Origin of the sequence: Mesorhizobium sp. M4B.F.Ca.ET.143.01.1.1, assembly GCF_004792275.1 — a bacterium.
GTDB classification, from domain to species: domain Bacteria; phylum Pseudomonadota; class Alphaproteobacteria; order Rhizobiales; family Rhizobiaceae; genus Mesorhizobium; species Mesorhizobium abyssinicae.
This window is the reverse complement of the sequence record NZ_SRSR01000002.1, coordinates 127,624-153,126: the sequence shown is the minus strand read 5'-3', so window position 1 is coordinate 153,126 and position 25,503 is coordinate 127,624. Positions and strand designations below refer to the sequence as shown.

The window sequence follows — 25,503 nt, the reverse complement described above, 5'->3', positions numbered from 1 at the left end:
CATACCTGCGTATATTAGGAACTTCACATGCTGCAGCCGTTCATCGGGCCGCGTCAAAGATGCTGAAAGCTGCCAGGACGTGTCCAAGCCGAGCCTGGCCGCGCGCCCTCGCGCGGCGCCCAGCATATGGGCCGGATTTTGCGGCCGTCGATCTTATGATTTTGAGCAGGCGCCGCCGCGCGGACGCCCGTGTGGCCGCCCCGCCACAAAAGGTTAGCCAAGCCGGCTCTTAACGGTCCTTACCCCCAAAATTAACCATTCGTTAACCATTCGGCCCCTAGCGTTTACCTATCAGTAAGGAATCGCTTCCCGTGACCTTCGCAGCCCCCGTCGAGACCAAATCCATCCGTTTTCGCGCCCGTTCTTTCGTCGCTTTCACGCTCACCCCCGAAGCGCCCCTGGATGTCTGGCTGGAGAGTCTGGACCGCTGGATCGGCAACTCGCCGGGCTATTTTGCCGGGCGGCCGGTGGTGCTCGACCTCAACACCTTGAAGCCCGATGTCGCGGCGATCGATTCGCTGGTCGGCGTGCTCGGCCAGCGCGGCATCCGCGTCTATGCCATCGAGATGGATGGCGGCGCCGAGCTTGGCTCGCATCTGCCGCCGAAGCTGATCGGCGCCAAGGAGGCGACCAGCGACGGGTTGCTCTTGCATCCCGGCCGCAAGAAGGCGGAAGAGGGCAAGGCTGACGAGCAAAAGCCCGAGGACGGCAAGGCGCCGGCGAAGCCCGCGCTGCCCGGCGGCGACACGCTGATGGTACGCACGCCGATCCGCTCCGGCCAGTCGATCTTCCATGCGCATGGCGATGTCATCGTTCTCGGCTCGGTCGCGTCCGGCTCCGAGATCGTCGCCGCCGGCTCCATCCATGTCTACGGCACCCTGCGCGGCCGCGCTTCCGCCGGCGCGCTCGGCAACATTGCGGCGCGCGTCTTCTGCCGCAGGAACGAGGCCGAGCTGATCTCGGTCGACGGCTGGTACACCACCGCCGAGGAGATGGAAAAGGTTTCGCGCGGCAAGGCGGTGCAGGCCTTCCTCGAGAACGACGTGCTGTGTGTGGTGCCGCTCGGCTGACCCCGGCCGATTTGGGGCGGCGCAATCGTAAGCCTGGGACCGGTTTCGCGTGCGATGGTCCTGCAACACCGTGCCTGGCACGGCCGAAACAACAATCGCCAAACGGAGGCAATTCATGGGCAAGGTAGTGGTGGTCACCTCAGGCAAGGGAGGCGTCGGCAAGACGACGTCGACGGCGGCGCTGGGCGCCGCGGTCGCCAAGACCGGCAAGAAGGTGGCGCTGGTCGATTTCGACGTGGGCCTGAGAAACCTCGACCTGATCATGGGCGCCGAGCGGCGCGTCGTGTTCGACCTCGTCAACGTCATCCAGGGCACGGCGAAGCTCTCGCAGGCGCTGATCCGCGACAAGCGGGTCGAGACGCTGTTCCTGCTGCCGGCCTCGCAGACGCGCGACAAGGATGCGCTGACCGAGGAGGGCGTCGGCGAGGTGATCGAGCGGCTGCGCTCGGTATTCGACTATGTCTTCTGCGACAGCCCGGCCGGCATCGAGCGCGGCGCCCAGCTCGCCATGCGCTTTGCCGACGAGGCGGTCATCGTCACCAACCCGGAGGTCAGCTCGGTGCGCGATTCCGACCGCATCATCGGCCTGCTCGACGCCCGCACCATGAAGGCCGAGCAGGGCGAGGCGATCGCCAAGCACGTGCTGGTGACGCGCTATGACGCGGCGCGCGCCGCGCGCGGCGAGATGCTGTCGATCAACGACGTGCTGGAGATCCTGTCGACGCCGCTGCTCGGCATCATCCCCGAAAGCCAGGATGTGCTGAGGGCCTCGAACCTCGGCTCGCCGGTGACGTTGGCCGATCCGGCCAACGTCGCCGCCAAGGCCTATATCGACGCCGCAAGGCGGCTGGAAGGCGAGGACCTGCCGGTGGTGGTGCCCTTCGAGCGCAAGGGCCTGCTCAACCGTCTGCTCGGAAGGAGGGCGGCATGAACATTCTCGACCTCTTCAAGCGGCGCACCAGCGCGCCGGTGGCGCGCGAGCGGCTACAGCTGCTGCTCGCCTACGAGCGCCAGAGCCGCGGCCAGCCCGATCTGGTCTCCATCCTGCGCGAGGAGATCATGGCGGTCATTGCCAAGCATGTGCAGATCGACCAGGACTACCTCCAGGTCTCGATGGAGCGCGGCAAGACCATGTCGACGCTGGAAATCGACATCCAGATCCCCAACAAGAGCGCCACGCCGCTGGCGCTAGCGGGGTAGGGCAGGTGCTTTACCTCGCCCCCGCCAGAGGCGGGGGAGAGGTGGCCGCGCAGCGGCCGGAGAGGGGGCCTGCGACGCCGGCGGGTTCCCTCTGATCGATTTCAAGGCCGGCGCATCTCCCCTCTCCGTCTCGGCTTCGCCGAGCCACCTCTCCCCCACCTTCGTGGGGGCGAGGAACCAGAGCTCCCCAGCGGTTCCTGCGATCCTTCGCACCCCCCTCTGGTCGGCCGGCCCCTGCGCCCTAGATCGAAGCTTTTCGAGCAACTCACTCCTCAAACTTCGAGCAACTCACTCCTCAAACGATGAATTGGCGACAGGCAGGCATGACAGCCGGATTCCCCCTCCGGGCGCTGTCGCGCCGTTCTTGCCGTGCGCGCTAGTCCTATCGGGGGACTTCCCTAGCGGAAGCGAGGGATGTAGAAGCCCATATTAGCTAATCGTTAATTATCCGAAGTGCGTTTGAGTTGGAGGTGTTCGGTCATGAACTTCAAGAAACTTATCAAGCGTGCCGATGAGGTGGACAGAGCTTTCGAGGAGCTCCAGACGGATTTGGCGGAAGCATTCGATGCGTGCCTCGACGAAGAATCGTCGGAGGAGGTCAGCGCCGCGGGGCCGGATTCCGTGCCGGAAGAGGACGCTCCAGGGCCGGAGGCCGAAGTGCAAGCGGGCGAGAATCCACAGCGCCTGACCCCGCACACGCAGACCAGGCTTGCCGCGCTTGGCGCCCTTGATGGGCTGTTCCGCGATGCGCAGGGGCACCTGGAGGAAATCAGCGGCAAGCTCTCGGAGATCGCCACCTCGCAGCATTTGACGCGCGAGTTCCTCGGCATTCTGCATGGCGACATCCTGCGCGCCAACGAGATGGAACTTACCAATGCCGGGCTTTCCGGCGAGCAGCGGGCGCTGTCGGAGCAACTGGTCGAGGCGGCGCGCAAGCAGCGCGAGCGCGACGGCGCGTTCGAGGCGCTGCAGCAGCGCGAGGCGAGCCTGGTGCAGGAGCGCGAGGCGCTGCGTGCCGCGCTCGCCGCGGCGAGGCTCGAGCTCGTCGAGGCGGCCAATGCCGGCGCCAGGCGCGAGGCCGAGTTCGGCGACATCGCCAAGCAGCTTTCGGCGAAAGCCGTCGAGGCCAACCGAAGCGCCAGCGAGAGCAAGATGCTGCGCGAAAAGCAGGTCAGCCTGGCGGTCGACCTCGACCAGTCGCAGAAGCGCGAAGCCGAGGCGCGCCACAAGATGGACGAGGTCGCGGCCATGCACGCCACCGACATGGCGCGGATCACCGATCTGGCCGCCGCGCTCGGCAGGAGCGAGAAGGAGGAGGCGCGGCTGCAGAAGGCGCTGGAGAGCGCCCAGGCGAGGCTCCAGGAATCGGCAGAGGCGACCAGCCTCACCGAGGCCGATCGCGAGGCCGAGCTTGCGCGTGGCCAGGCCGAGATGCGCGGCCTGCGTTCCGAGATCCAGGACCTGCAGGCGCGGCTGGAGCGTGCCGCGAACGAGAACGGCGAGGCGGCAAGCGAGATCGCCAGGCTCAAGGCGCAGGCCAGCGACGCGCTCGCCGAAAAGCAGATCGCCGACGAGAAGCTGGCCGTGCTGAGGAGCGAGAGCGAAAGCGACAAAATGAACCTCTCGGCCGTCAACGCCAATCTCTCGCAGCTGTCGCTGCAGCAGGCCTCCGAGCAGATCGAGCTCGATATCCAGAAGCAGGAATGCGAGGACCTGCGCGCCGAGGTCGCGACGCTCAATGCCCGCATCAAGGAGCTCTTACCCTTTGAGCGCCTGCATCGGGTGACCGCCGCCAGGACACGCGAGGACAATGTCGTCGAGATCGCCGGCGTGGTCGCCGACCCCGCGCACCCCACCCACCGCCGCCGCGCGCGCCGCCGGCTGCACGCCTCTTAGGATTGGCGAAAACCGCAGAGCTGCCGATCTCCCCGCGGGGGAGAGATTGGCAGTTTCAGCGTCGCCCTCACTCCGGCTGGTAAAGCTCGTCCATGCTGAGCGCGGCCAGCGTGGCGAACGGCGCCTGCTTCTTCACCCTGCCATGGTCGAGGATCACCACGTCGTCGCAGAACGAGATCGTTGAGTGATGGTGGCTGATGACCAGTGTCGTGCGCCGTCCGGCGCGCGATTTCAGCGTTTCGACGATCGCCGCTTCCGACAGCCCGTCGACCGCGTTGGTGGCCTCGTCGAGGATCAGTATGTCGGGGTCGCGCACCAGCGCGCGCGCCAGCGCGATGCGCTGTCGCTGCCCGGCCGACAGGTTGACGCCGCGATAGCCGGCGACGGTGCCGTAGCCCTGCGGCAGGCGCTCGATGAACTCATGCGCCTCCGCGAGCCGCGCGGCGCGCTCGGCGTCTTCGACTGACGCGGTGTCGTGGCCATAGGTGATGTTGTCGAGGATCGTGCCGTCGACCAGCTCCAGCTCCTGGCTGGCCAGAGCGATGTGACGCCGCCAGTCGGACGGATCGATCTCGCCAAGCGGCGTGCCGTCGATGAGGATTTCGCCGCCGTCCGGCTCGACGAAGCGGCACAGAAGATTGACGATCGTCGTCTTGCCGGCGCCGGAGCGGCCGATCAGCGCCGTCGAACTGCCCGCCCGGATGTCGAAGGTAGCGGCATGCAGCACCGCCGCGCGCTGCTCCTCGCTGGCATAGGTGAAACTGACGCCCTCGAAAGCGATGCGTTCCTTAAGCCCCGGAAACGGCAGGCTGCCCTGCGGCGGCGCCGGCTTGCCGGCGGGGTCGAGCAACCAGGTCACCTCTTCCAGCGATCCGGAGAGCCCCTGCAACTGGCTCCACGACATCTGCAGCGCCCGCATATGCGGCTGCAGCCGGTAGAGCAGGATGAGGAATGCGGCGGTCAGCGGGAAGCTGACATCGGCCAGCCAGGCGCCGATCACCGTCGCCAGGAACAGCATGGCATGCAGAACCTCGGTCAGCGGCGGCAGCGCGCCCTGGCGGGTCGAAAGCACGAAGGCGGCATGGCGCACGCCGTCGGAGGCCCTGTCGAACGCCGCCTTCTCGCGCGCCTCCTGGCCGAAGATGCGGATGAGGCGCCCGGCATGCACCAGATGCAGCATCTGCGAGGCGAGCGCGCTGTTGCGCGAGGCGACGCTGCGGCTCGGCGCCTTGAGCTGGGCTGACAGCATCGCATGCGCCACCTGGACAAGGGCCAGCCCCAGCGTCACCAGCAGCGTCATCTTCCAGGACAGAAGCAGCAGGAAGGCGAGCAGGATGATCGCCGCCGAAGCGCTGACGATCGAGCCGAGCAGCGCCTGGATGGCGTCGGAGGCGCGCCAGGATTCATTGGAGATGATGTTGAGCAGTCGGCCCGGGCTCTCGCGCAGGAAGAAGGGATAGCCGACCCTCAAGAGCTGTTCCGACAGCGCGCTGCGGATGGAAAAACTCGCCTTGCCGTAGATGTGGGCGGTCAGCACCGTATTGGCGAAGCCGAGCAGGTTCTTGAGCAGGATCGAGCCGAGGATCGCCGCCGAGATGGCGATCAGCCGCTCGCGCTCGCCGAGACCGGCGCCGACCTTTTGCAGCAAGGCGGAGAGACCGCCCATGCCGGAAGCGTCGCCATGACCCATGATGATGCCGAGCAGCGGGATGATCAGGCCGATGCCGAGACCTTCCAGCGCGGCGCCGGCAAGCCCGAGCAGCACCACGATCGGCAGCAGGCGCCGCAGCCCGCCGCCGAGCGCGCGCCGCAGGATCGAGAGCGCCGGTGGCAGCGGCCGGATCATCGCGCCCTGGCCTCGGCTTCGCCGGGCTCGGCGCGCCGCAGCGGTTCGGGGGCCGGCCGCCTGGTGATGACAAGCAGCGCGAATTTCGCCGCCCCCGCCAGGTTCATGGCGACGACGGGCCAGTGCGACAGCCTGAGCTCGGGATCGAATCTTGGGCCGCCGACAAGCTCGCGCAGCGCCGCGCGCACCGCCCAATAGAAATGCCTAAGCAGCCAGGGCGCGCGGCGGATATGCTTCAGGCAGAGCGCACCATTGCCGAAATGATAGTCGCGGTGCAGCCGGTCGATCGCCTTGCGGTCGCGCCGGCCGTGATGGTGGAAGATTGTCATGTCAGGCACATATTCGACCGGCATGCCGAGCAGCATTGCCCGCACCAGATAGTCGGTGTCCTCGGCCGAGCGCAGCGCGCCGCCGGCGCCGAAGCGCTCGTCGAAGGGGCCGATGCGGGCGGCGACGTCGCGGTGCATGGTCATGTTGCAGCCGAGCACGAAGCCGCCCGGATGGACGGCCGGCGTCAGCCGCTGGCGCTGCTCGCAGCGCTTGATGGTGAAGGGCAGGTCGCGTGCGTCGCCGAGCTCGACACGGCCGCCGCGGATCAGCCATTTCTCGCCGCTCGCATAATGCCGCTGCAGGTCGCGCAGATAGGTCCGCTCGAGCTTGCAGTCGTCGTCGACGAACACCAGCACGCGGCCGCGCGCCCGCGCCAGTCCGGCATTGCGCGCCGCCGCCAGCCCGGGCCGTGGCTCGGAGAGGGCGGTGATGGGGACCTGCGATTTCTCGGCGATCGAGGCCAGGCGTTCCGGCGTGCCGTCGCGCGAGCCATTGTCGACCACCACCAGCTCGGCCGGAAAGGCCGGATAAGCCAGGCAGGCCGCCTGGATCGAGGCGATGCAGGCCTCCAGCACGTCGACGCGGTCGCGCGTGCAGACGACGAAGGAAACCTCCGGCCGATGGCGGGCAGGGGCGTGCGGGGGCAGTCGTTCGTTCATGCCGCGCCCCCCGCAGGGTGGTCATGGTTGCCGATCGTAAAGAGGGCGCCGACGGCGAAGCCGCCGATCTCCCCCCTTGCGGGGGAGATGGCCGGCAGGCCAGAGGGGGGTGGGAAGGAACGCTGGTCTTCGACGTTGGCTTTTTCCAACCGAAGATCAGGCTTGCGCCGCGAAAGCCCATGGCTGACACGCCGGCCGGACAGCACCCCCCTCTGCCCTGCCGGGCAACTCCCCCGCAAGGGGGGAGATTGGCCGTCACACCGGCTTTCGCCAATCGCCAGCGCCGGAGAGATTGGCGGTTTTAGTGACGCGCTCATGCCCCCACCCGATACGGTTTGAGCACTTCGGCTTCCGGCCTGGTCTTGAGATAGTAGGCCAGCCAGTCGGCCTTCTTGCCGGCGGTGATCGAGGCGAGGCTGAGCCAGGGAGCCCAGTGCCCGGGACTGAGCGCGTATTTCTCGCGGCGGCGGATGGCGTCCCACTTCGCCGTCCGCGTCAAGAGTTCATGCGTCAGCGGCGCCTTATTCTCGTCGCCGACGAGCTGGTAGAGGAAATAGAACAGGTTGAGCGCGCCGGCGGCGAAGCTTGGCCGCGTCTCGTCCGGTAGCGTGGCGATCCGCTGCTCCAGCGCGACGATGAACCGGGCCGCGCGGGCGACCGTGTCGAACGAGACGTCCTCGCCGATGTCGCGAAGGTCCCGCGTCGCTTCTGCCAGGCCTTCGCGTTCGAGGTTTTCGGCCACGATCCTGAGATGCGTGCGGCGCATCTCCTTGGCATGCCGGCTGGTCACGCTGCCCGGATGGATGCGGTAGACGAGCAGGTTCTCCGGCATCATCGCCGCCGGATAGCGAGCGGCCAGCCGTCGGAAGAGGTCGAAATCCTCGGCGTGCCGGTAGCCGGGATCGTAATACAGGCTGTCTTCGCCGATGACCTCGCGGTTGTAGACCACGGTCGGATGCATGAAGATGGTGAAGAACTGCGACAGGATCGGGATGCGGCCGATCTTGAACACCGGATCGAGCTCGCCGCTCTTGATGCGGCCGTGCTGAAGCATGTCTATGCCGGCGCCGCAGAAGCCGAGCTCCGGCCGGTCGGCGAACAGCGCCACCTGGCGCGACAGGCGCCAGGGATAGGCGATGTCGTCGGCGTCCATGCGCGCCACCAACTCGCCCTGGGCGAGCTTCAGCCCCTCGTTGAGGGTGGCGACGAGGCCGCGGTTTTCGCGCGAGATCAGGGTGACGCGGCTGTCGGCCTTGCGGTGGCGTTCGAGGATTTCCAGCGAATTGTCGCTCGAGCCGTCGTCGATCGCGATCACTTCGAGGCGCACATAGTCCTGCCGCAGGATGGAGCCGATCGCGGCAGCGAGATAGGGCCCGGCATTGTAGACCGGCAAAAGCACGGAAACGAGCGGCGCGGCGGTCATTGTCTGGCATCCGTTCGCTGCAGCGACGGCACAGGGCCGCCCGCCGGCCGTCCGGACCACGTCGCGCTGCGCCCGCGCGCGACATAGGGAAAATGCCGCTTGAGGCCATTGAGCGGCTTTTCGAAAACCATCCACGACATTGAAGCCACGATGACAGTGGCCGTTCCCACGACCAGGAACCGCCCCGGCCCCTGTTCTGAGACATTGAGGGGGATCCAGGGCTGAAACATGACGGCAAGCGCCAAGACTATGTTGTGGTACAGATAAACACCGTAGCTGATCCGGCCGAGGGCCTGCAGCGGTGAAAGGTCGAGAAGCCGTCCCCGATAACCGCCAACGCCGGACGAACAGCTTGCAACGACCATTAAAAGCGGCGCGAGAGGCAACACTTCCAGGAGCAACCAGCGGCCCCATTCCTGCACGGGATTTTCCGGCACCGGACCAAACCACTGCAAGACGAAAAACGCGGCCGCGAGCGCCGGCCAGCCAAGCCGCAGCCACTTCGGCAAGTCGGCGGCTCTGGATCGCCAAGCGGCGAGCAGCGCACCCGATGCCAACGCATCCATCGACGCCGGCGGAAGCAGGTCGCGTGCAGGGCCAGGGGTGCCGACGATCGGCCAATAGAAGCGAAACGACAGAGATAACAGAATGACGCCAATGCAGATCGACCCGAGGCGCCGGGGTGGCGCCAGCAAGACAATCAGTGGCCAAGCAAGATAGAACTGTTCCTCTATGCTCAGGCTCCAGAGATGGGAGAGGACCCAAGGGCTCCATTCATTGTGCAGCGCGTACCAGAAATTGGAGAGGTAAAGCGCATGCCAGACCAGCGATCCCCTCGACGATTGGTCCGGGTTAACCAGCCAGACGAGGCCGAGCACCGCGAAATAGGGCGGGAAGATTCGCAGCATGCGGCGGATGTAGAAGGCCCGCAGCGCCGGACCGGCCTCGAACGCGGCGTCATTGCGCGCTTCGAGCAGCAGCCGCGTGATCAGGAAGCCGGAGAGAACGAAGAACAGCCGGACGCCGAGATGGCCGAGGAAGGACGTCCCGCCGGGCGCCAGGAAATGCGCATAGAGCACCATCGTCACGGCGACGGCGCGCAGCGCATCGAGCTGTATGTCGCGCGCGTTCGCCATCAGCGGCTTCCGCCGACGTCATCCGCTAAGGCTGGATAGAAATCAATGCCGGTTAGCAGAAGGCCCAACTGCTCAGCTCCTCCACGGCACATTCGCAACTGCTAACGAATGTAGCACGGAATGCTGCGCCGCAACACAAAATGTTTACCGTGTTGAAATAAAACTGTGATCTCGGACCCGACAAAAGGCACAGATTCGCCCATTTTTCGCCTTTTTTGCCAATTGCGCGCGCCAGTGCGTCGGGAGACGTGCTGAAATCCGACGCTTGTTCTGTTTCGTCTATAAGTATTCAAGGTTTAGTTCTGAGTAAGTTGCGCGCAACTTGTGCGAGTGCTTGTTTGATATTTGATCATAATTTCCGGATGGTTGCCTTGGCGAATGGGTCAAGGGCAGTGCGACGTTGTGCAACGCAGCAAGATATGGTGCGAACCGAAGCTACTAGCATGCCGCCGAGCGAGCTATAACAAATGTTGTCGCGCAGAACGGAGGCGAGGCGGCGGCTGCCGTTTGCCTCTTTCAGCACGGCCTTCGCAATGAGACAGAATTGGCGGCGCGTTCATTGATCAGCCCGGCGGTCCCGGTCGAGCATGAGCGCGACTATCGAGCCGGCGCAGGCCGAAATCAGGATTGAGACCCAGGTGATGCCGCGAGATGGCTGCTCGGGTTCGGCGACGGCAACGGCCTTTTCAGCGGCCACGGCCTGCGCTACGACCGGGCCCAAGTCCGGTCTCGTCCCGCGGCGGATCGAATAGGCGCGCGTCAGCTCGGCGCCGAACAGGAAGATCTGCGAGGAATAATAGACCCACAGCAGCGTGACGATGAGGCCGCCGGCGGCGCCGTAGGATGAGGCGATCGTGCTGGCGCCCAGGTACCATCCGATCGCCGATTTGCCGACCGTGAACAGCGCCGCCGTCACCAGTGCGCCCAGGCCGACATCGCGCCACGCCAGTGACCTGTCCGGCAAGACCTTGTAGATCGCCGCAAACAGCACCGTCGTCAAAATGAACGACAGGACCGTGTTGAGCACGCTGGCTATCGTCTCGCCAAATGGAAGATACGCGTTCAGCATCGCCGCCAACGCCGAGATCGCCGCGCTGGCGATCAGGGAGACCAGCAAAAGAAAGCCCAACGCGCCAACCAGCCCGAGGCTCGCGGCGCGCGCCCTTACCATCCTCGACAGGGACGTGTCGGTCGGCGGGACTTTCCATATGGTGTTAAGCGCAAGCTGCATTTCGCCGAAAACCCCGGATGCGGTGGCGATCAGCGTCACCAATCCAGCCAGTGCGGCCCATGTTCCGCTTGTCTGGTTCGACGCCGACTCCAGTGTGGCGCGGAAAAGCTCCGCGCTCTGTGAGCCCATCAGCCCGGAGATTTGCGCCGACAGCGCGAGTTCCGCCGCCTGGTGCCCGATCGCGATCCCTGAGATTGCCACCACGATCAGCAGGATCGGCGCCAGCGAGGTCGCGGCATAGAAGGCGAGCGCGGCTCCCCGGCTCAAGGCATTGTCGTTGACGAAGCCGGTCGCGCTCTCTTTCAGCAAAGCCCAGATCATCGACATGAACGCCCTGGCACGCCGGCAAAGCAGCCGGCCTGATCCTCAATCTGCCGTCTGCCATTTTGTTCCCGAGGCAACCGAACTGCCTTTGCGGCATTGAAGGCAACAATGGGAGACACAATCATGGAGCGGCCGCTCTATTTTCTTGCCGAGTTCTTTTCGAAGCCGCCGGGCTTCTATCTCATGCTCGCCGCCGCCCTTTCATGCGCCCTCGTGGCGAGTTCGACGGTCGGGACCTACATCCTCTCCATTTCGGCCATTGCCTTGACCGGGGTCGTGCTGATCCAGAACTACCGTGACACCTCGGCCATGCAGGCCAAGCTCAACGAGATAATCGTGGCGCTGGATGCCGCGAGAAACGAGGTCGTCGGCCTCGAGCACGGTTCGCCGGAAGAGATCTCCGCCAAGCTTGAAGCCATCGAGCAACGGGCAGCCGGCGCCGCCAAGAGCAGATCGGGCGCGGCCTAGCAGCGCTGGGGGGATTGGCATCCTGCCCCATCAACCATGCGTCCGTGCCTCACGACAGGCAGGCCTTTTGACCCTATCTCCGGCCCATCGCTCAAGAGGCAGGGGAGAACCGTGACGTCGGCGCCAATCACCAAAACGCGAGCCGAAGCCGGCGCCTTGCCCGTCCTCGGGCTGCTGGCGGCCATGCTGTCGGTTCAGGTGGGCGCTGCCTTCGCCAAGGGCCTGTTTCCGGTCGTCGGCGCCCAGGGCACGACGACGTTGAGGCTCGTCGCCGGCGCGCTGATGCTGGCGATGGTGCTCAGGCCCTGGCGGGTAAGGCCCTCCCGCGCGGTGTTGCCCTGGCTCATCGCCTATGGCGTCACGCTCTGCTTCATGAACCTTCTCTTCTATGCCGCGCTCACCAGGATCCCCCTCGGTATCTGCGTGGCGCTCGAATTCACCGGCCCGCTGCTGGTCGCGACGCTGACGTCGCACCGGGCAAGGGATCTGGCCTGGGTGGCGCTGGCGCTGGCCGGTGTCGTGCTTCTGTCACCCTTCGCCGATGTGCGCCAGGCGCTCGATCCGATAGGCGTGCTGCTGGCACTTGCCGCCGGCGGGTGCTGGGCGCTTTACATCGTCTTCGCGCAGAAGGCCGGCGCCGAGCTCGGCGGCCGCACCACGGCCTGGGGCATGGCGATCGCCGCCGCCCTGTCGCTGCCCTTCGGCCTGACCGACATCGTACCCAAGATCGCCGAGCCGCATGTGCTGGCGCTGGCCGTCATAGTCGGTCTGCTCTCTTGCGCGCTGCCGTTCTGGCTGGAGATGATGGCGCTGACCAGGATACCGGCCAGGGTCTATGGCATGATGGCGTGCCTGGAGCCGGCGCTGGGCGCGCTGATCGGCTTCCTTTTCCTGCACGAACGTCTGACCGCACTGCAATGCGCGGGCATAGCGGCTGTAATCCTCGCCGCTTTCGGCACGGCGATCACGGCAAGGCCGCCGGTGCCGTCGCCAGCCTAGATATCGGCTTGTTGCTGGCTTTGTCAGCCGGCCCCGTTGATGATCACGGAACCGCCATTGACCGCGGTGACCTGCGAGAGCTTGTCCTTCTTGACGAGCTCGGGCTTTGCGTAGGTTTTCTTGCTCATCCCACACTCCAAAAACTGTCGAGCGAGTTTGCCAGACCAATCGAGCCTGTCAACTTCCGGCTCGCCTTGCCCGGCTGGCCAAGTCAGACTTGCGCTTAGGCTGCTTCAGCAGTTGCAATTAAGCAATTGTTTTTATGTCTACTTTTGCCAGCAAGGTTGCGGGGTTTCAAGGCTCGGGCCGCGGATATGCCTCTGGCTGAAATGCTCGGCATGCAGCCTTGCCTCTATGGCTTTCAGGCGGTCAGGCCGTCGGCGGCTAGCTGTCCGGCGATTTCGGCCAGGTCGGTGTCGCCCGGCTTTATTCGTTGCCGGACGCCCGGTGGTCGCTAGCGCCGAAAACGGTCGATGGTTGCCGAACGAGTGCCCTGACTCGTCGATCGCCGGGCCCGGGTTGGTGCGGCGTTGCGGCTTGCGGGAGCCTTCGCAGGACTACATCCCGAGGTTGAACTAGGACTTTGGTCTGACGTCGTTTGTGCAAAAGTCCGAATCGTCAAGACATGGGTCGTGGGCCACTTCCGCAAGGCGTTGCGATTTGTGAATGTTTTCGCATCGACAATGCCGTTGGGGTTTCGGCTGGGTTCGGGCCGGTTGACCGGCATGGGGAGAATGGGATGCGCGTACCGCGCATGGGCTGCAGGCTGGTCTTGCGGGCGCTGGCGGCGCTGGCGTTGACTATCGCACCTTTTCATCTCTCGATCGACGGTCCCGTCGCTTCCAAGGCCCAAGCCGGCAAGGGCGGCAATGGCAATGGCGGCGGAAACGGCAACGGCGGCGGCAATAGCGGCGGCAACGGGAACGGTAATAGCGGCGGCGGCAGCAGCAACGGAAACAGCGGCAACAGCAACGCCGGCGGCAACGGCAAGGGTAACAGCAAAGGCACCGGCGAGAATGCCACTGTCGATCATGTCAACGCCGTAACCGGCGACAAGGTCGAAGTCGACGGCAAGAGCATCAGGGTCACGCACCCCAACGGAATGACGGAAGAAATCGAAAACGGCCGCTTCAGGATGGAGGACGCGCTCGGGCGCACCATCGTCGATAGAAGGGCAACCGCTGCCGATGTGGCGCGGCTGAAGAGTTTTTGAACGGTTTGTGAGAGCGAGGTTCTATCTGGAAGTGATCGTTTCGGGACCGAAGGTCAGCGCTGCAAAATCAGGTTGCCACCTTTTGCTTCGTCTCTTCAGTCCTTGATCATCGGTTGACAGGACTTTCGTTGCTCACCTTGCCCCCGCCTTCTGGCGGGGGTATTTTTTTGGGGTCCGCCTTGCATTCCCGCAGGGCAACCCTTGGCGCATCGCGGCTCGTTGGCGCGGTCCCCGCATTTTTCACGCGCGCTATAGTCTTAGAGAATTGCGTTGCGCTTTCCAAGAGGTTTGGTTAACGCGCCGCAACCCTGCCGCGTCCTGGCGTTGCCGTTCGTCGCGCCGGTCGCATTGCGCCGGCATTGCGACATAGGTCCGGCAGAGGCGTAAAAAAGGTCCGAACCGGCAGGGCAAGGGTCGTGGGCCGCTTTCGCGCGCGTGCCCATGCATGGATGCTCTCCTCTTCTCAATCATGCCGGCCGCGGTCTGCCAGACCGGAGAGAAGACCGGCAGGGAGAGGAGATGCTCACACTGTCCTTGAACCGGCTGAGCCGGCTTGTCCTGGGGGCCTCGACGGTGCTGGCGCTGACGATCGCGCCTTGCCACGTCAAGCTCTATGGCGCCGCCAGGATCGTTCCTGCATTGGCCTATGCCGATGCCGGCAACGGCAATGGCGGCAATGGGAACGGTGGCGGCAACGGCAACGGCGGCGGCAATTCAAGCTCCGGCGGCGGCAACAGCAACAATAACAGCGGTAACAACAACTCAGGCAACAACAACGGCAACCGCGGCAACAGCGCCAGCCACAACAGCCACGTCAACGCGGCGACCGGAGACAAGGTCGAAATCGATGGCGACACAATCAAGGTCGTCCATCCCGACGGCATGAAGGAAGAAATCCGGAACGGCCGTTTCGAGATGGAGGATGCTCTTGGCCGAACCATCGTCGAGCGCCAGGCGACGCCCGAGGATCAGGCGCGCCTGCTGGGCTTGTGAGGGCAGGGAGCTACCCCTTTCTGTCCCTCACGCACCCCCGTCCTGAGGGCGGGGGTGACTTTTGTGAATAGATAGTGAATGGGTGAATGGTGAATAGTGTTGGCGCCTATCCATTCACCATTCACCAACCTAATTCTTCTCCTTCGCCTCATGCATCAGTAGCGCCGCCTCCGTGCGGTTGCGCACGTTGAGCTTGGCCAGCACCCTGGTCATGTGATGCTTGACCGTCTTTTCCTGCAACGACAGCCTGGCGGCGACCTCCTTGTTGCTGAGGCCCTCCGCCACCAGCCGCAGGATCTCAGCCTCGCGGCCGGTGAGCTGGCTGAGCGGGTCGGGCTTGCGGCTCGCCGGCTGCAAAAGGTCCGACAGCAGCCTCGCCGACAGCGTCGGCGAGACATAGCTCTGGCCAGCCGCGACCTCGCCGAGGATTTCGGCCAGCGTCTTGGAGCCGACGCCCTTCAGCACATAGCCGCGCACGCCGGTGTTGAGTGCCTGGGCGACATCGGCATTGGTTTCCGACACTGTCAGCATGACGATTTTCTGCCCGGGGTGGCCGGACAGGATCCGGGCCGCGGCGTTGAGCCCGCCGCCCGGCATGCTGATGTCGAGCAGCAGGATGTCGGGTGCGGTCGTCTGCACCAGCCTTTCGGCGTCGTCGGCGCTGGCGCCTTCGCCGACCACCGCGAACCCGCCGATCTCGCCGAGGCTGCGCGCCACGCCCTCGCGAAACAGCGGATGGTCGTCGACAATGGCGATACGGATGGATGCGGTCACGGCTGCTCCTCGACAGATAGTGTGATCACCAATCGCGTGCCTTGCGGGCCGGACAGTGTTTCGAACTGTCCGCCGATGCTTTCGATGCGTTCCCTCAGGCCCGCGAGCCCGAGCCCCTCGCTCCTGCTGGGATCGAAGCCAGGACCACCGTCCATCACCTCCACCATCAGCCTGCCGCCTTTCATGCCGGCCCGCACCGCCTGATCCTTGCCCTTTCCATGCCGCCACGCATTATTCAACCCTTCCTGTACGAAACGGTAAATGCTGATCTTCTCGGAAGTGCCGAGTTCCGGCAGGCGGCCGGGAAGCGTCAGCGCCACCTTGCTGCTGGTGCGCCGCTCGTGTTCCTTCACCGCCAACGTCAGGATGTCGACTACGGCCTGCGTCTCGATCTGCGGCAGAACCAGGCCGTTGCAGATGCCGCGTATCTCGCGCATCGCTTCGCCGAGCGTCTTGTGGATGCCCGATATCTCGGCCTCGCGCAATTCGCTCGAGGCGGCTGGATCGAGCAGCAGCGGGCTGTCCATCCTGAGCGCGGCCAGCGCCACAAGCTGAGCCGGCCCGTCATGCAAGTCGGCGCCGATTCGCCTGAGATAGCGTTCATTGATGGCGGTGGCGCGGCGCGAGGCCCGCTGCACGCGCTGGCGCAGCGATGAGTTCTGCGACAGCGCCGACTGCAATTCCGTCACCTTCGCCTCGAGTGCCGTGCGTTGCGTCTCGATGGTGCGGCTGCCGCGAAAGACGATTCCGGACAACAGCGCCAATGCCGCCGCCGTGGCGCCAGCCACCACCAGCCAGGTCGACCACAGCGCCGCGTTCAGCGTTTCCTGGAAGTCGTCGGCGATCTCGTAGAACTCCGACACGGCGACGACTTCGCCCGACCAGGGTTCGCGCACCGGATTGTAGATCTCGAACAGCGGCGCGTTCACCGTTTTCTCCTCACCGGCTTCCGGGTCGTCGTCGAGGTCGTTGTATTCGGCCATGACATTGCCCGCGAAAGCCGAAATCAGGTTGTGGTTGGGCGGGAAGGTCTTGCCGATCAGCTCGGCGTCGTCGGCATAGAGGATCATGCCGTCGCGCCGCCAAAGCTTGAACGAGACCAGCCGCTTGCCGAGCGCGCCCTGGCCCAGCGTCTCGTCCAGCGCCCGCTTGACGGTGTCGCTGAGCTCGCGGCTCTTGCGCATGTCGGGCAAGAGCGGCGCGATCACGCTGTCGACATAGAGCGCCGTGGTGGCGGCGGAATTGCGCATGACGCCGTCCCGGATCTGCGAAGTCACCCAAAGCCCGACCAGCAGCATCGCGGCCAGCAACCCGACGCCGCTGGCAATGAAGAACTGCAGCGCCAGCGACAACCTGCCCCATCGCCGCAAAAATCCCCCCAAGAAAGTCCCGAACAATCGCACACCTCTCCCCTGGCTGCGAAGACTATAGACTTAGTCCGGCGTTTGCGACATCGACCTTGGTGTGGGCCACTGGGAGCCACCCGTTGGCATCGTGCAGTCTCTTGGTGCGACGCAATGCGGTCACTCCGGGCTGCTTCAGCTTCCGCACCGGGCGCTGGCGAAACGGTTCGGGAAGCCCCGGGAGGTGACGTCCGTCAAATGGACGAGACAGGCCGATGGCTGGCATGCCGGCTCATCCCTTCGTGGGCTACGCACTCAGGCTTAATTGAGTGATTGCTAATATGTTTGTAGGGTCCGTGGCGCGGCGGGCGTGCGACACCCGAACCCGCAGTGGCCGGTGCGGCTTGCCCCCCGAAGCCCAAGCCCCAAGCTGCGCCGGCCATTATGGCGGGGTGCTTCGCCCAGTGAATTCCTTGCCGGGTTCGCTTTGTGCCGTTCGCTCGATGAACAGCTTGGCATGTTCGGCCCAATCGGCCGCCGTGACGCCATGCTCACGGGCCGATTTCTGGAAAGCCTCGCGCAGAAGGTCGAGGTCGAAGGCCGAAAGCCGCTTGTTGTCCGATATCTGATTGCGCGCCACCGCTACCCCCGGAAGCGAGTCATATACTTCTCTATATCTTTCATATGCCCCGCGAGTTGGGGCTTTCAAGCGCATGTCCTGACTTCTTTTGGGTGCAATTACGTCCCGTGGGCCGGTATCACTCACCGTTGGCCGCGCCGGATGGCTCGGTGCGATCTGCTTGCCGCCGGACATCCGCCCGGTCCGGCTGGCTGGGTCCTCAAGGAAATGCTAATATTGATCGCGCCGATGCAAGCATTTGCAGCTTCGCGCGGCCAGTGGCGGCGGTTGCCGTCGAGGGGACGGCATGCGGATCGCAATGATAGGTGCGGGCGGCATCGGCGGCTATGTCGGCGCCAGGCTCGCCGAGGCGGGAGGCGACGTCAGCTTCATTGCTCGCGGCGCCCATTTGCAGGCAATGCGCGAGGGCGGCCTGCGGATTCAAAGCGACATCGGCAACGTCTTTCTGGCCGATGTGTGCGCGAGCGACTCGCCGGCCGATATCGGTCCCGTCGATCTCGTGATCTTCGCGGTCAAGCTCTACGACAGCGAGAAGGCCGCCGGCGCGCTCGGACCGCTCGTCAGCGGGAAAACGCGCGTCGTGACGCTGCAGAACGGCATCGACAGCGTCGGCATTCTCCGCCGCCATATTCCCGGCGACAGCGTCATTGGTGGCGCCACCTATCTATCCGGCTTCATCAAGCAGCCCGGAGAAGTCGTCCACGCCGGCGGGCTGCCTCACATTCTCGTCGGCGGGCATGGCGATCCTCTCATCAAGGATCTTCAGGCGCTATGCGATCGGGCTATCGGGCTGGAGCTGAAGCCGGTTGCCGACATCGACAATGTGCTGTGGGAGAAGTTCGTGACATTGGCTGCCTTCTCCGGCGGAACGTCGCTGATGCGCTCGGGCATCGGTCCGATCCTTGACGACCCCGAGGCGCGTGTCTTCATCGAACAGCTGCGCGACGAGGGAATGGCGATTGCCGCAGCGGCCGGCCATCCGCTGGCCGAGGGGTTCGAAGGACGCGTCACGACCAGATGGTCCGCATTCCCCCCGCATGTGAAATCGTCGATGGCCAACGATCTCGAAAGAGGGAAACCGATCGAGGTCGCCTGGCTGTCCGGGCGGATGCACGAACTGGGCATCAAGTTCGGCATCGCGACCCCTGGCCACACGGCGGTCTTCCGCGCCTTGCATCTCCGCGCAGCAGGTGCCGTCCCCTAACGGCATCCCATCGACCTTCCATGGAGGGCGTCATGACATCGAGCGAAGGCATGCCAGTGACGACTGGGAGCGAGGCAACAGGCTCCCAAAATATGTTCAACCAGGAGCTCGAGACCTACCGCAGGATCGTGGCGGCGAACCTGATGTTCCATCGCGAGGTCTATCGCCTGCTGCGCGACGTGCTCACGGAGCTTGCGCCTGCGTCGTTCCGGTTTCTCGACATTGCCTGCGGCGATGCCGGCGCCTCGGCCGCGACGTTGAGGACGACCACGATCGGCAACTATGTCGGCATCGATCTGTCGGAAGCATCGCTGCGGCTTGCGGCCCGAGAGCTCGATGTCCTGCCTTGCCCCGTCGAGCTGCGCTGCAGCGATTTCGTGCATGCGATGGCGAAGTGGTCGGAACCCGTCGACGTGATCTGGATCGGCATGTCGCTGCACCACTTGTCGAGCGAGGGCAAGGCCCGGCTGATGCGCAACGTCCGCAGGGCCTTGGGAGGGATGGGCCTGTTCGTCATCTGGGAGCCCGCTTTGTTCGAGGGAGAGGATCGCGCTGCCTGGCTCGCGCGCTTTTCCTTGCTGCGCGATGAATGGTCGGCCGTCTCCGACGAGGAGTTCGCCGCCATGGAACGGCACATGCTTCTGGCCGATTTCCCGGAAACCGCAGCGAGATGGCTCGGCATGGGGCGCGAAGCCGGCTTTTCCCATGCGGAGGAAATATTCGTGATGCCGAACAGAATGGGTAGGATGTTCCGGTACTGGAACTGACCAAGGGCGCGATCATGGCATCCAAACTGAAGCCGGACGACATTGAACCGGGTGATGCGCCGGTTCCCTCGGCAATCGAGCTTGTCGGCCGCTGGGGGCGGCTGCGGCCGCTCGACGCCGCGCGCGACGCGGCAAGGCTCTATCCGCTCTCGCATGACGAGCACACGCGGGCCACCTGGATCGACATGAAGGTGGGGCCGTTCGCCACCGAACGAGTTTTCGCCGAGCATGTCGCCGCCCTGGTGGCGGATCCGAAGCGCGCCTTCTTCGCCGTCGACGGGCTCGACGGCGGGCCACTGGGCTGGCTCTGCCTGATGGAGGCAAGGCCCGCGCATCATGTCATCGAGCTTGGCTACGTGCTCTACACGCCGCCGCTGCAGCGCACCCGGCTCGCCACCGAGGCGCTCTATCTCATCCTGCGCCACGTCTTCGACGATCTCGGCTACCGGCGGCTGGAATGGACCTGCACCTCGACCAACCAGCGCTCGCGCAGGGCGGCAGACCGTCTCGGCTTCGTCTATGAAGGCATGCTGCGCGAGGGCCTGTTCCTGAAGGGCGAGCCGCGCGACATCTGCATGTATTCGATGCTTTCCAGCGAATGGCCGGCCCGCCGCGCCGCCTTCGAGGCCTGGCTCGATCCCGCGAACTTCCGCGATGGGCGGCAAATCTGGTCGCTAACCGAAATACGTGCGGCTGCCGGCCATGATCCTGGGGAGCCGGCGGATCCGCCGCTGCCGCTCTGACCGAAAACCCTTGCCGGTAGCGATGCCGGTTTCGTGCTAATCAACTCAGCGGTTTCGCATGCAGGGGGCAGGCCTATGAGGGCGCTCGAAATCTCCAACCAGGACTTGTCGCGGCTTGCGGATGAGGCGATGGACCTCGCCCGGACCTACTGGGCCTCGCTTGACGATCGACCGGCCTATCCGTCGACCAGCGGCAAAGAGACGACCGAGCTTTTCTCGCGGCCCTGGGCCGAGGAGGGCAGGGGCCGCGACGTCCTCAAAGACTTCGAGTTGATCGCCGCGCGTGCGCGACCGTCCGCCGGCAGGTTCTTCGCTTATGTCTTCGGCTCGGGCGAGCCGGTCGGGGCGCTGGGAGAGTTGCTGGCCTCGGTGCTCAATCAGAACGTCGCCTCGTGGCGATCGGCTCCGGCGGCGACGTCGATCGAGCACGCCGTCGTGGGGTGGCTGGCGCAGGCGGTCGGCTGCGCCGGGTTCACAGGCAGCCTTTGTGGCGGCGGCTCGGCGGCAAACCTGATGGCGCTGGCGATGGCGCGCGAGGCTAAGCTGCCGGCCAACGAGACGGGGGTGCGCGGCGGCGTGATCTACGCGTCTGAGCAGGTGCACATGTCCATTCCGAAGGCGGTGGCGCTCATTGGCATCGGCAGGGCGAACCTGCGCCTGATACCCGTCGACGATCAGTTCCGGATGCGGCCAGATGCCCTCCAGGTAGCCATCGCCGCCGATCGCGCGGCCGGACGAAACCCGATCGCGATTGTCGCCACGGTCGGCACCATCGTCTCCGGTGCCATCGACCCGCTGCCAGAGATCGCCGACATCGCCGGGCGCGAGGGCCTATGGCTGCATGTCGACGGCGCATATGGCGTACTGGCCGCCCTGGCCCTGCCGCAACAGCTCAATTCGTTGGCGCTGGCGGATTCGCTTTCGCTCGACGCGCACAAATGGCTCTATCAGCCGCTGGACTGCGGCTGCCTGCTGCATCGCCACCCGGACATCGCGCGCAAGACGTTTTCGCACAGCGACGACTATGTCGGCCTGCTGAGTCAGGATCCGACGGAAGGTTTCGCCTTCTTCGAGGAATCGTTCGAGCTGTCGCGGCGTTTCCGCGCACTGAAGCTTTGGCTGTCGCTGCAATATCACGGGCGCCGCGCCTTTCGCGACGCGATCGCCGAGGACCTGCGCCATGCAAGGCTGCTGGCGGAGGCGGTCGAGGCGCATCCGGAGCTGGAGCTTCTGGCGCCGGTGCCGCTCAGCGCGGTCTGTTTTCGCCATCGTGCCAAGGACAACAGGGCGATCCTGAGACGCGTGAATGCCCGCGGTCGCGTCTATCTGTCGAACGCGACGGTCCGCGACCAGTTCGCGCTCAGGGCGTGCTTCGTCAACCACCGCACGACGGACGGCAATGTGCTCGAAATCGTCTCGGAGGTGATCGCGGCGGCCGGCGAAGTTAACGACTGAGGTAAGGTTCGCCAGTCGGCCAAAATGTCACTCGACGAAGCCGAACCTGTCGACGTCGAACAGGCCCATGTCGGTCAGCTTGAGATGCGGGATGACCGGCAGCGCCAGGAACGCCACCTGCAGGAACGGCTCAGGGATCGTGCAGCCGATCGCGCGTGTGGCCTCGCGCAACTGGTGCAGTGCATGGGTGACGGTCTCGAAGGAGTCGAGGCTCATAAGCCCGGCCAGCGGCAGCGCCAGCTCGGCGGTGATGACGCCATTGTCGGCCACCGCCATGCCGCCGCCCATCGCGATAAGCCGGTTGACCGCCACCGCCATGTCGGCGTCGGTGGCGCCGACCACGGTGATGTTGTGGCAGTCATGGCCGATCGAGGAGGCGATGGCGCCGCGCTTGAGGCCGATACCTCGCACAAAACCCTTGCCGATATTGCCGTTCCTGCCGTGGCGCTCGACCACGGCGGCCTTGAGGATGTCGGCTTCGGGATCGGCCTGCAGGGACTGGTCGAGGACGGGCAGGGCGGCGTCCTCGCGGAAGGTGATGATGAGGCCGGGCTTGATCGCGATCACCGGCGTCTGGTTGCGGCCGGCCCTGGCCTCGACACGGAAGGCGTCCGCCGTGACCGGCCTCGCCTTCACCGAGCCGAGGCCGACCGGCGCCACCGTCCGCCGCGTCTCGAACAGCGCCGGGTTCACCAGCCGGCCGCCCGCGATGACGTCGCTGACGCGGCAGTCCTCGAGGTCGTCGAGCAACGCGATGTCGGCCCGCCAGCCGGGTGCCACCAGGCCGCGGTCGGTGAGGCCGAAGATGCGCGCCGCCGAATGGCTGGCGGCGCGGTAGACGTGATGCAGCGGCCGGCCCTTGGCGATCAGCCGCCGGATCGAGGAATCGAGATGGCCCTCCTCGGCGATGTCGAGCGGATTGCGGTCGTCGGTGCAGAGCGCGACGAAGCTCGACGTGTCGGCGTCGAGGATCTCGGCCAGCGCGTCAAGGTCCTTGGAGGCCGAGCCCTCGCGGATCAGGATCGCCATCCCCTTGGCGAGTTTTTCGCGCGCCTCGGCGGCGGTCGTGGTCTCGTGGTCGGTGCGGATGCGCGCCGCCAGATAGCCGTTGAGCCGCTGGCCCCTGAGCAGCGGCGCGTGGCCGTCGATGTGGCCGTCGGAAAAGGCGTCGAGCTTGGCGATCATGCCTTCGTCGCCGGCGAGCACGCCGGGAAAATTCATCACCTCGGCGAGGCCGACCACCTTGGGATGGGAACGGAAGGGTACGAGGTCCTCCGCCTCCAGCCGCGCGCCTGAGGTCTCGAACGTCGTCGACGGCACGCAGGACGACAGGTTGACGCGCACGTCGAGGATGGTCCGCTCTGCGCAGTCGAGGAAATAGCGGATGCCTTCGACTCCCAGCACATTGGCGATCTCATGCGGGTCGCAAAGCACGGTGGTGACGCCATGCGGCAGCACGCAGCGGTCGAATTCGAGCGGGCTGACCAGCGAGGATTCGATGTGGAGATGCGTGTCGATGAAACCGGGCACGGCGAAGCGGCCGCGACCGTCGATTTCCTCGGCCGCCTGATAGCGCGCATGGGTGCCGACGATGCGGTCGGCGACGATGGCGATATCGGTTTCGCTCACCGTGCCGGTGACGACATCGAGCAGCCGCACGTTGCGGACCACCAGATCGGCGGGCACCTCGCCGGAGCCGGCGCGGATCATGCGGGTCAGCAGTGTCTTCGAATCCATCGGGTGCTCGCTCGGGTGGGATGCTCGTCCACGCTCGGCTGAAGTGCTGAAGCGGTCAAGGGCCGATCAGCAGAACGCGGACATGACGATGAGCAGGTCTGTCATATGGAAGGCTGAGGCCTGCGCAGAGCGCTGCCATGAGGCTGGCCGTAGTGATCCTGATGCAACCGGAAGCAACCTTTTGACGCGCAAAATGCAATGGCCTGTTGCATTTCGGCCATACGTCTGTTCACGAATACGTGATATCAGCTACTCCGATATTAGCTACCTTTAATATTGGTCCGGGGGGATCTCATGCATTTCGTATCGTCGGCGAAAGCCGCGTTTGCTGCTGCTTGCCTCGCGAGCGTGGCGCTTCCAGCCATGGCCAGCGACTGGTCGGGTTTCTATGTCGGCGGCGGCGCGTCCTTCCGCAAGCACAAGGTCGACTTTCCGAACGGCATGGACCGGGTGATCATGGACGACACCACCGCGCCGGGCATCAGGCATTTCGAGAAGACCCCCGATCTCTCCCATGAGGGCAATACGGTCGACGGGCATGTGCTGGGCGGTTATCTCTTCCAGAAGGACCGCTTCGTGTTCGGTGCCGAGGCCGATTACGAGATCGGGTCCAGCTTCTCGGACGGTCGCACGCCAGGCATCCCGGCCTGTGCCAATGAGCCCGTCTTCACCACCGGCCATTTCGGCTGCGTGGGTCTCTCGACCTTCTTCGACGACGTCAAGACGCTCGGCCATGTGCGCGGCATCGCCGGCGTCGAGATCACGCCGAGCCTGCTCGGTTTCGTCGCCGGCGGCCTCGCCATCGGCAAGAGCCCGGAGACGATCGGCGCCAGCGCCGGCGGCATGATGGCCTCTCCGCCGAGCACGCCGCTGATCGGTGCCGCCACCGTCCAGAGGTCCAACATGGCCGAGACCATCTATGGCTGGACCATCGGCGGCGGCCTACAGGTCAAGGTCGGGCACGGCTTCCGGCTGCGCGGCGAATATATGTACGACAAGTACAAAGGGCACGACATCGCCGTCGGCGGTGCCGGCTTCGGCGGAACCATCGGCGAGCTGACCACCAACTCCTTCACCAGTCCCGGCAACCGCGTCGACTATTCCAGCCACACGGTGCGTCTGGCGGCCATCTATTCCTTCTCGGAAACCGACGATCCGGCCGAGCAGCCCGACTATCTGAAGAGCGACTGGTCGGGCGCCTATTTCGGCGGCGGCCTCTCGATGAGCCGCCACAAGGTGGGTTTCCCCGACGCCACCAACTTCCTCAACATGACCAACAACGTCACACAGGGCTCGCTGCGGGTCGAGCCGTCCAACGAATTCGAGGGCGATTCGACCGGCGGCCATCTTCTCGCCGGGTACCAGCACCAGTTCGGGCGTTTCATCTTCGGCGCCGAGGGCGACGTCGAGCTGAACAACGTCTTCGATCACCCGAGGGGCCCCGGTGGCCCGGCCTGCCTGACGCAGCTCATCAATTTCCAGCAGCTCGGCTCGGGCCATGCCGAATGTATCGGCACCCAGCTGATCTTCTCCGACGTCAAGTCGCTCGGCCATGTCAGGCTGAAGGCGGGCTATGAGGTCACGCCCGCCCTGATGGCGTTCGTTTCGGGTGGCCTGGCCATTGGCAGGAGCCCCGACCAGATCGGCGCCGGCGCCTTCGGCTTCGTCGCCAACTCGCCGAGCTCGCCGCTGCTTGGCGCCGCCACCGTGCTTAGATCCAACATGGCCGAGACCGTCTACGGTGCCTCGATCGGCGGCGGCCTGGAGATGAAGGTGAGCGAGAACCTGCGACTGCGCGGCGAATATCTCTACGACAAGTACAAGTCGCTGGACATCGCCGTCGGCGGCGCCGGCTTCGGTGGCACCATCGGCGACATCACCACCAACTCCTTCGTCAGCCCCGGCACAAAGGTCGACATGTCCAACCAGACAGTGCGACTGACGGCCATCTATCAGTTCTAGAAGCAATACCAGGAAAAGTGCGTAGCGGTTTTCCGTCCGGAATTGTGTAAGTCAAATACTGGAGCCGCGCCGCTCCAGCCGGAAAGGCGG

Annotated in this window: 23 protein-coding genes; 13 read left to right on the top strand and 10 right to left on the bottom strand. The window is 65.1% G+C overall.

Features of this window, described 5'->3' with window-relative positions:
- Positions 1-311 precede the first annotated feature (311 nt).
- The 4 genes from minC (at position 312) to EN786_RS04860 (ending at position 4,166) form a co-directional block, all read left to right on the top strand.
- Positions 312-1,070: a septum site-determining protein MinC gene (gene minC, locus EN786_RS04875; protein WP_127310578.1), complete on the top strand. Its 759-nt coding sequence runs from the start codon at positions 312-314 to the stop codon at positions 1,068-1,070.
- Positions 1,071-1,185: 115 nt separating this feature from the next.
- Complete coding sequence (gene minD / locus EN786_RS04870; RefSeq protein ID WP_127286477.1) at positions 1,186-2,001, top strand: septum site-determining protein MinD; 816 nt, start codon at positions 1,186-1,188, stop codon at positions 1,999-2,001.
- Positions 1,998-2,270 (top strand): cell division topological specificity factor MinE, encoded by a 273-nt coding sequence (gene minE / locus EN786_RS04865; protein WP_127286476.1) that lies wholly within the window; start codon positions 1,998-2,000, stop codon positions 2,268-2,270. Before minD ends, minE begins: the two co-directional genes overlap by 4 nt.
- Before the next feature lie 480 nt (positions 2,271-2,750).
- A complete protein-coding gene (locus EN786_RS04860) occupies positions 2,751-4,166 on the top strand; it encodes a hypothetical protein (RefSeq protein ID WP_127286994.1) in 1,416 nt (471 codons plus the stop codon).
- A 67-nt stretch (positions 4,167-4,233) separates the two neighbouring features.
- Here EN786_RS04860 and EN786_RS04855 read toward each other — a convergent pair whose 3' ends face one another.
- The 5 genes from EN786_RS04855 to EN786_RS04830 form a co-directional block, all read right to left on the bottom strand.
- Positions 4,234-6,012, bottom strand: coding sequence for an ABC transporter ATP-binding protein (locus tag EN786_RS04855; protein ID WP_189340665.1), 1,779 nt, complete (start codon positions 6,010-6,012; stop codon positions 4,234-4,236).
- On the bottom strand, positions 6,009-7,001 hold the full coding sequence (locus tag EN786_RS04850) for a glycosyltransferase (protein WP_127311656.1): 993 nt from the start codon (positions 6,999-7,001) through the stop codon (positions 6,009-6,011). The genes EN786_RS04855 and EN786_RS04850 overlap by 4 nt, the downstream gene beginning before the upstream one ends.
- A 313-nt stretch (positions 7,002-7,314) precedes the next feature.
- Positions 7,315-8,424 (bottom strand): glycosyltransferase, encoded by a 1,110-nt coding sequence (locus tag EN786_RS04840; RefSeq protein ID WP_135908028.1) that lies wholly within the window; start codon positions 8,422-8,424, stop codon positions 7,315-7,317.
- Positions 8,421-9,560 carry an acyltransferase gene (locus EN786_RS04835; protein ID WP_127310469.1) on the bottom strand — a complete coding sequence of 380 codons (1,140 nt, stop codon included), beginning with the start codon at positions 9,558-9,560 and terminating at the stop codon, positions 8,421-8,423. Before EN786_RS04835 ends, EN786_RS04840 begins: the two co-directional genes overlap by 4 nt.
- Before the next feature lie 556 nt (positions 9,561-10,116).
- Positions 10,117-11,112 (bottom strand): YihY/virulence factor BrkB family protein, encoded by a 996-nt coding sequence (locus tag EN786_RS04830; RefSeq protein WP_348627074.1) that lies wholly within the window; start codon positions 11,110-11,112, stop codon positions 10,117-10,119.
- A gap of 126 nt (positions 11,113-11,238) precedes the next feature.
- On the opposite strand from EN786_RS04830, the gene EN786_RS04825 reads away from it, so the two are divergent.
- Both EN786_RS04825 and EN786_RS04820 read left to right on the top strand, forming a co-directional pair.
- Positions 11,239-11,583, top strand: a complete 345-nt coding sequence (locus tag EN786_RS04825) for a low affinity iron permease family protein (protein WP_127310472.1) — start codon at positions 11,239-11,241, stop codon at positions 11,581-11,583.
- A gap of 111 nt (positions 11,584-11,694) precedes the next feature.
- Positions 11,695-12,582 (top strand): DMT family transporter, encoded by an 888-nt coding sequence (locus EN786_RS04820; RefSeq protein ID WP_127285200.1) that lies wholly within the window; start codon positions 11,695-11,697, stop codon positions 12,580-12,582.
- Positions 12,583-12,605: 23 nt separating this feature from the next.
- Here EN786_RS04820 and EN786_RS04815 read toward each other — a convergent pair whose 3' ends face one another.
- Complete coding sequence (locus EN786_RS04815) at positions 12,606-12,710, bottom strand: putative RiPP precursor (protein WP_127285199.1); 105 nt, start codon at positions 12,708-12,710, stop codon at positions 12,606-12,608.
- Positions 12,711-13,321: 611 nt separating this feature from the next.
- On the opposite strand from EN786_RS04815, the gene EN786_RS04810 reads away from it, so the two are divergent.
- Positions 13,322-13,795 (top strand): hypothetical protein, encoded by a 474-nt coding sequence (locus EN786_RS04810; RefSeq protein WP_127285204.1) that lies wholly within the window; start codon positions 13,322-13,324, stop codon positions 13,793-13,795.
- A gap of 519 nt (positions 13,796-14,314) precedes the next feature.
- Positions 14,315-14,788, top strand: coding sequence for a hypothetical protein (locus tag EN786_RS04805; protein WP_127310471.1), 474 nt, complete (start codon positions 14,315-14,317; stop codon positions 14,786-14,788).
- A gap of 129 nt (positions 14,789-14,917) precedes the next feature.
- On the opposite strand, the gene EN786_RS04800 is transcribed toward EN786_RS04805, so the two are convergent.
- The 3 genes from EN786_RS04800 to EN786_RS04790 all read right to left on the bottom strand — a co-directional run bounded on the left by EN786_RS04800 (position 14,918) and on the right by EN786_RS04790 (position 17,545).
- The gene (locus EN786_RS04800) at positions 14,918-15,562 is read right to left on the bottom strand and encodes a response regulator transcription factor (protein ID WP_127285197.1); all 645 of its coding nucleotides are present in this window, start codon (positions 15,560-15,562) and stop codon (positions 14,918-14,920) included.
- The gene (locus EN786_RS04795; RefSeq protein WP_127285203.1) at positions 15,559-16,914 is read right to left on the bottom strand and encodes a sensor histidine kinase; all 1,356 of its coding nucleotides are present in this window, start codon (positions 16,912-16,914) and stop codon (positions 15,559-15,561) included. The genes EN786_RS04800 and EN786_RS04795 overlap by 4 nt, the downstream gene beginning before the upstream one ends.
- Before the next feature lie 433 nt (positions 16,915-17,347).
- Positions 17,348-17,545 (bottom strand): hypothetical protein, encoded by a 198-nt coding sequence (locus tag EN786_RS04790; protein ID WP_135908026.1) that lies wholly within the window; start codon positions 17,543-17,545, stop codon positions 17,348-17,350.
- A gap of 286 nt (positions 17,546-17,831) precedes the next feature.
- On the opposite strand from EN786_RS04790, the gene EN786_RS04785 reads away from it, so the two are divergent.
- The 4 genes from EN786_RS04785 to EN786_RS04770 all read left to right on the top strand — a co-directional run bounded on the left by EN786_RS04785 (position 17,832) and on the right by EN786_RS04770 (position 21,714).
- Positions 17,832-18,749, top strand: a complete 918-nt coding sequence (locus EN786_RS04785; protein WP_245478298.1) for a 2-dehydropantoate 2-reductase — start codon at positions 17,832-17,834, stop codon at positions 18,747-18,749.
- A gap of 32 nt (positions 18,750-18,781) precedes the next feature.
- A complete protein-coding gene (locus EN786_RS04780; protein WP_187331177.1) occupies positions 18,782-19,516 on the top strand; it encodes a class I SAM-dependent methyltransferase in 735 nt (244 codons plus the stop codon).
- Positions 19,517-19,530: 14 nt separating this feature from the next.
- Positions 19,531-20,259 carry a GNAT family protein gene (locus EN786_RS04775; protein ID WP_127285194.1) on the top strand — a complete coding sequence of 243 codons (729 nt, stop codon included), beginning with the start codon at positions 19,531-19,533 and terminating at the stop codon, positions 20,257-20,259.
- A 75-nt stretch (positions 20,260-20,334) separates the two neighbouring features.
- Entirely contained in the window at positions 20,335-21,714 is a 1,380-nt protein-coding gene (locus EN786_RS04770; RefSeq protein WP_127285193.1) for a pyridoxal-dependent decarboxylase, read from the top strand.
- A gap of 27 nt (positions 21,715-21,741) precedes the next feature.
- Here the strand turns inward: EN786_RS04770 and ade are convergent, their stop codons facing one another.
- On the bottom strand, positions 21,742-23,451 hold the full coding sequence (gene ade, locus EN786_RS04765) for an adenine deaminase (protein WP_127310499.1): 1,710 nt from the start codon (positions 23,449-23,451) through the stop codon (positions 21,742-21,744).
- A gap of 294 nt (positions 23,452-23,745) precedes the next feature.
- Between ade and EN786_RS04760 the strand changes: the two genes are divergently transcribed.
- On the top strand, positions 23,746-25,413 hold the full coding sequence (locus EN786_RS04760) for an outer membrane beta-barrel protein (protein ID WP_127286808.1): 1,668 nt from the start codon (positions 23,746-23,748) through the stop codon (positions 25,411-25,413).
- The last annotated feature ends 90 nt before the right edge of the window (positions 25,414-25,503 follow it).

What these genes read in the sequence shown, in the direction of transcription:
- minD (WP_127286477.1), top strand. Translation starts at nt 1,186, where the DNA reads ATGGGCAAGGTAGTGGTGGTCACCTCAGGCAAGGGAGGCGTCGGCAAG.
- minE (WP_127286476.1), top strand. Translation starts at nt 1,998, where the DNA reads ATGAACATTCTCGACCTCTTCAAGCGGCGCACCAGCGCGCCGGTGGCG.
- EN786_RS04860 (WP_127286994.1), top strand. Translation starts at nt 2,751, where the DNA reads ATGAACTTCAAGAAACTTATCAAGCGTGCCGATGAGGTGGACAGAGCT.
- EN786_RS04855 (WP_189340665.1), bottom strand. Translation starts at nt 6,012, where the DNA reads ATGATCCGGCCGCTGCCACCGGCGCTCTCGATCCTGCGGCGCGCGCTC.
- EN786_RS04850 (WP_127311656.1), bottom strand. Translation starts at nt 7,001, where the DNA reads ATGAACGAACGACTGCCCCCGCACGCCCCTGCCCGCCATCGGCCGGAG.
- EN786_RS04840 (WP_135908028.1), bottom strand. Translation starts at nt 8,424, where the DNA reads ATGACCGCCGCGCCGCTCGTTTCCGTGCTTTTGCCGGTCTACAATGCC.
- EN786_RS04835 (WP_127310469.1), bottom strand. Translation starts at nt 9,560, where the DNA reads ATGGCGAACGCGCGCGACATACAGCTCGATGCGCTGCGCGCCGTCGCC.
- EN786_RS04830 (WP_348627074.1), bottom strand. Translation starts at nt 11,112, where the DNA reads ATGATCTGGGCTTTGCTGAAAGAGAGCGCGACCGGCTTCGTCAACGAC.
- EN786_RS04825 (WP_127310472.1), top strand. Translation starts at nt 11,239, where the DNA reads ATGGAGCGGCCGCTCTATTTTCTTGCCGAGTTCTTTTCGAAGCCGCCG.
- EN786_RS04815 (WP_127285199.1), bottom strand. Translation starts at nt 12,710, where the DNA reads ATGAGCAAGAAAACCTACGCAAAGCCCGAGCTCGTCAAGAAGGACAAG.
- EN786_RS04810 (WP_127285204.1), top strand. Translation starts at nt 13,322, where the DNA reads ATGCGCGTACCGCGCATGGGCTGCAGGCTGGTCTTGCGGGCGCTGGCG.
- EN786_RS04805 (WP_127310471.1), top strand. Translation starts at nt 14,315, where the DNA reads ATGCTCACACTGTCCTTGAACCGGCTGAGCCGGCTTGTCCTGGGGGCC.
- EN786_RS04785 (WP_245478298.1), top strand. Translation starts at nt 17,832, where the DNA reads ATGCGGATCGCAATGATAGGTGCGGGCGGCATCGGCGGCTATGTCGGC.
- EN786_RS04780 (WP_187331177.1), top strand. Translation starts at nt 18,782, where the DNA reads ATGACATCGAGCGAAGGCATGCCAGTGACGACTGGGAGCGAGGCAACA.
- EN786_RS04775 (WP_127285194.1), top strand. Translation starts at nt 19,531, where the DNA reads ATGGCATCCAAACTGAAGCCGGACGACATTGAACCGGGTGATGCGCCG.
- EN786_RS04770 (WP_127285193.1), top strand. Translation starts at nt 20,335, where the DNA reads ATGAGGGCGCTCGAAATCTCCAACCAGGACTTGTCGCGGCTTGCGGAT.
- ade (WP_127310499.1), bottom strand. Translation starts at nt 23,451, where the DNA reads ATGGATTCGAAGACACTGCTGACCCGCATGATCCGCGCCGGCTCCGGC.
- EN786_RS04760 (WP_127286808.1), top strand. Translation starts at nt 23,746, where the DNA reads ATGCATTTCGTATCGTCGGCGAAAGCCGCGTTTGCTGCTGCTTGCCTC.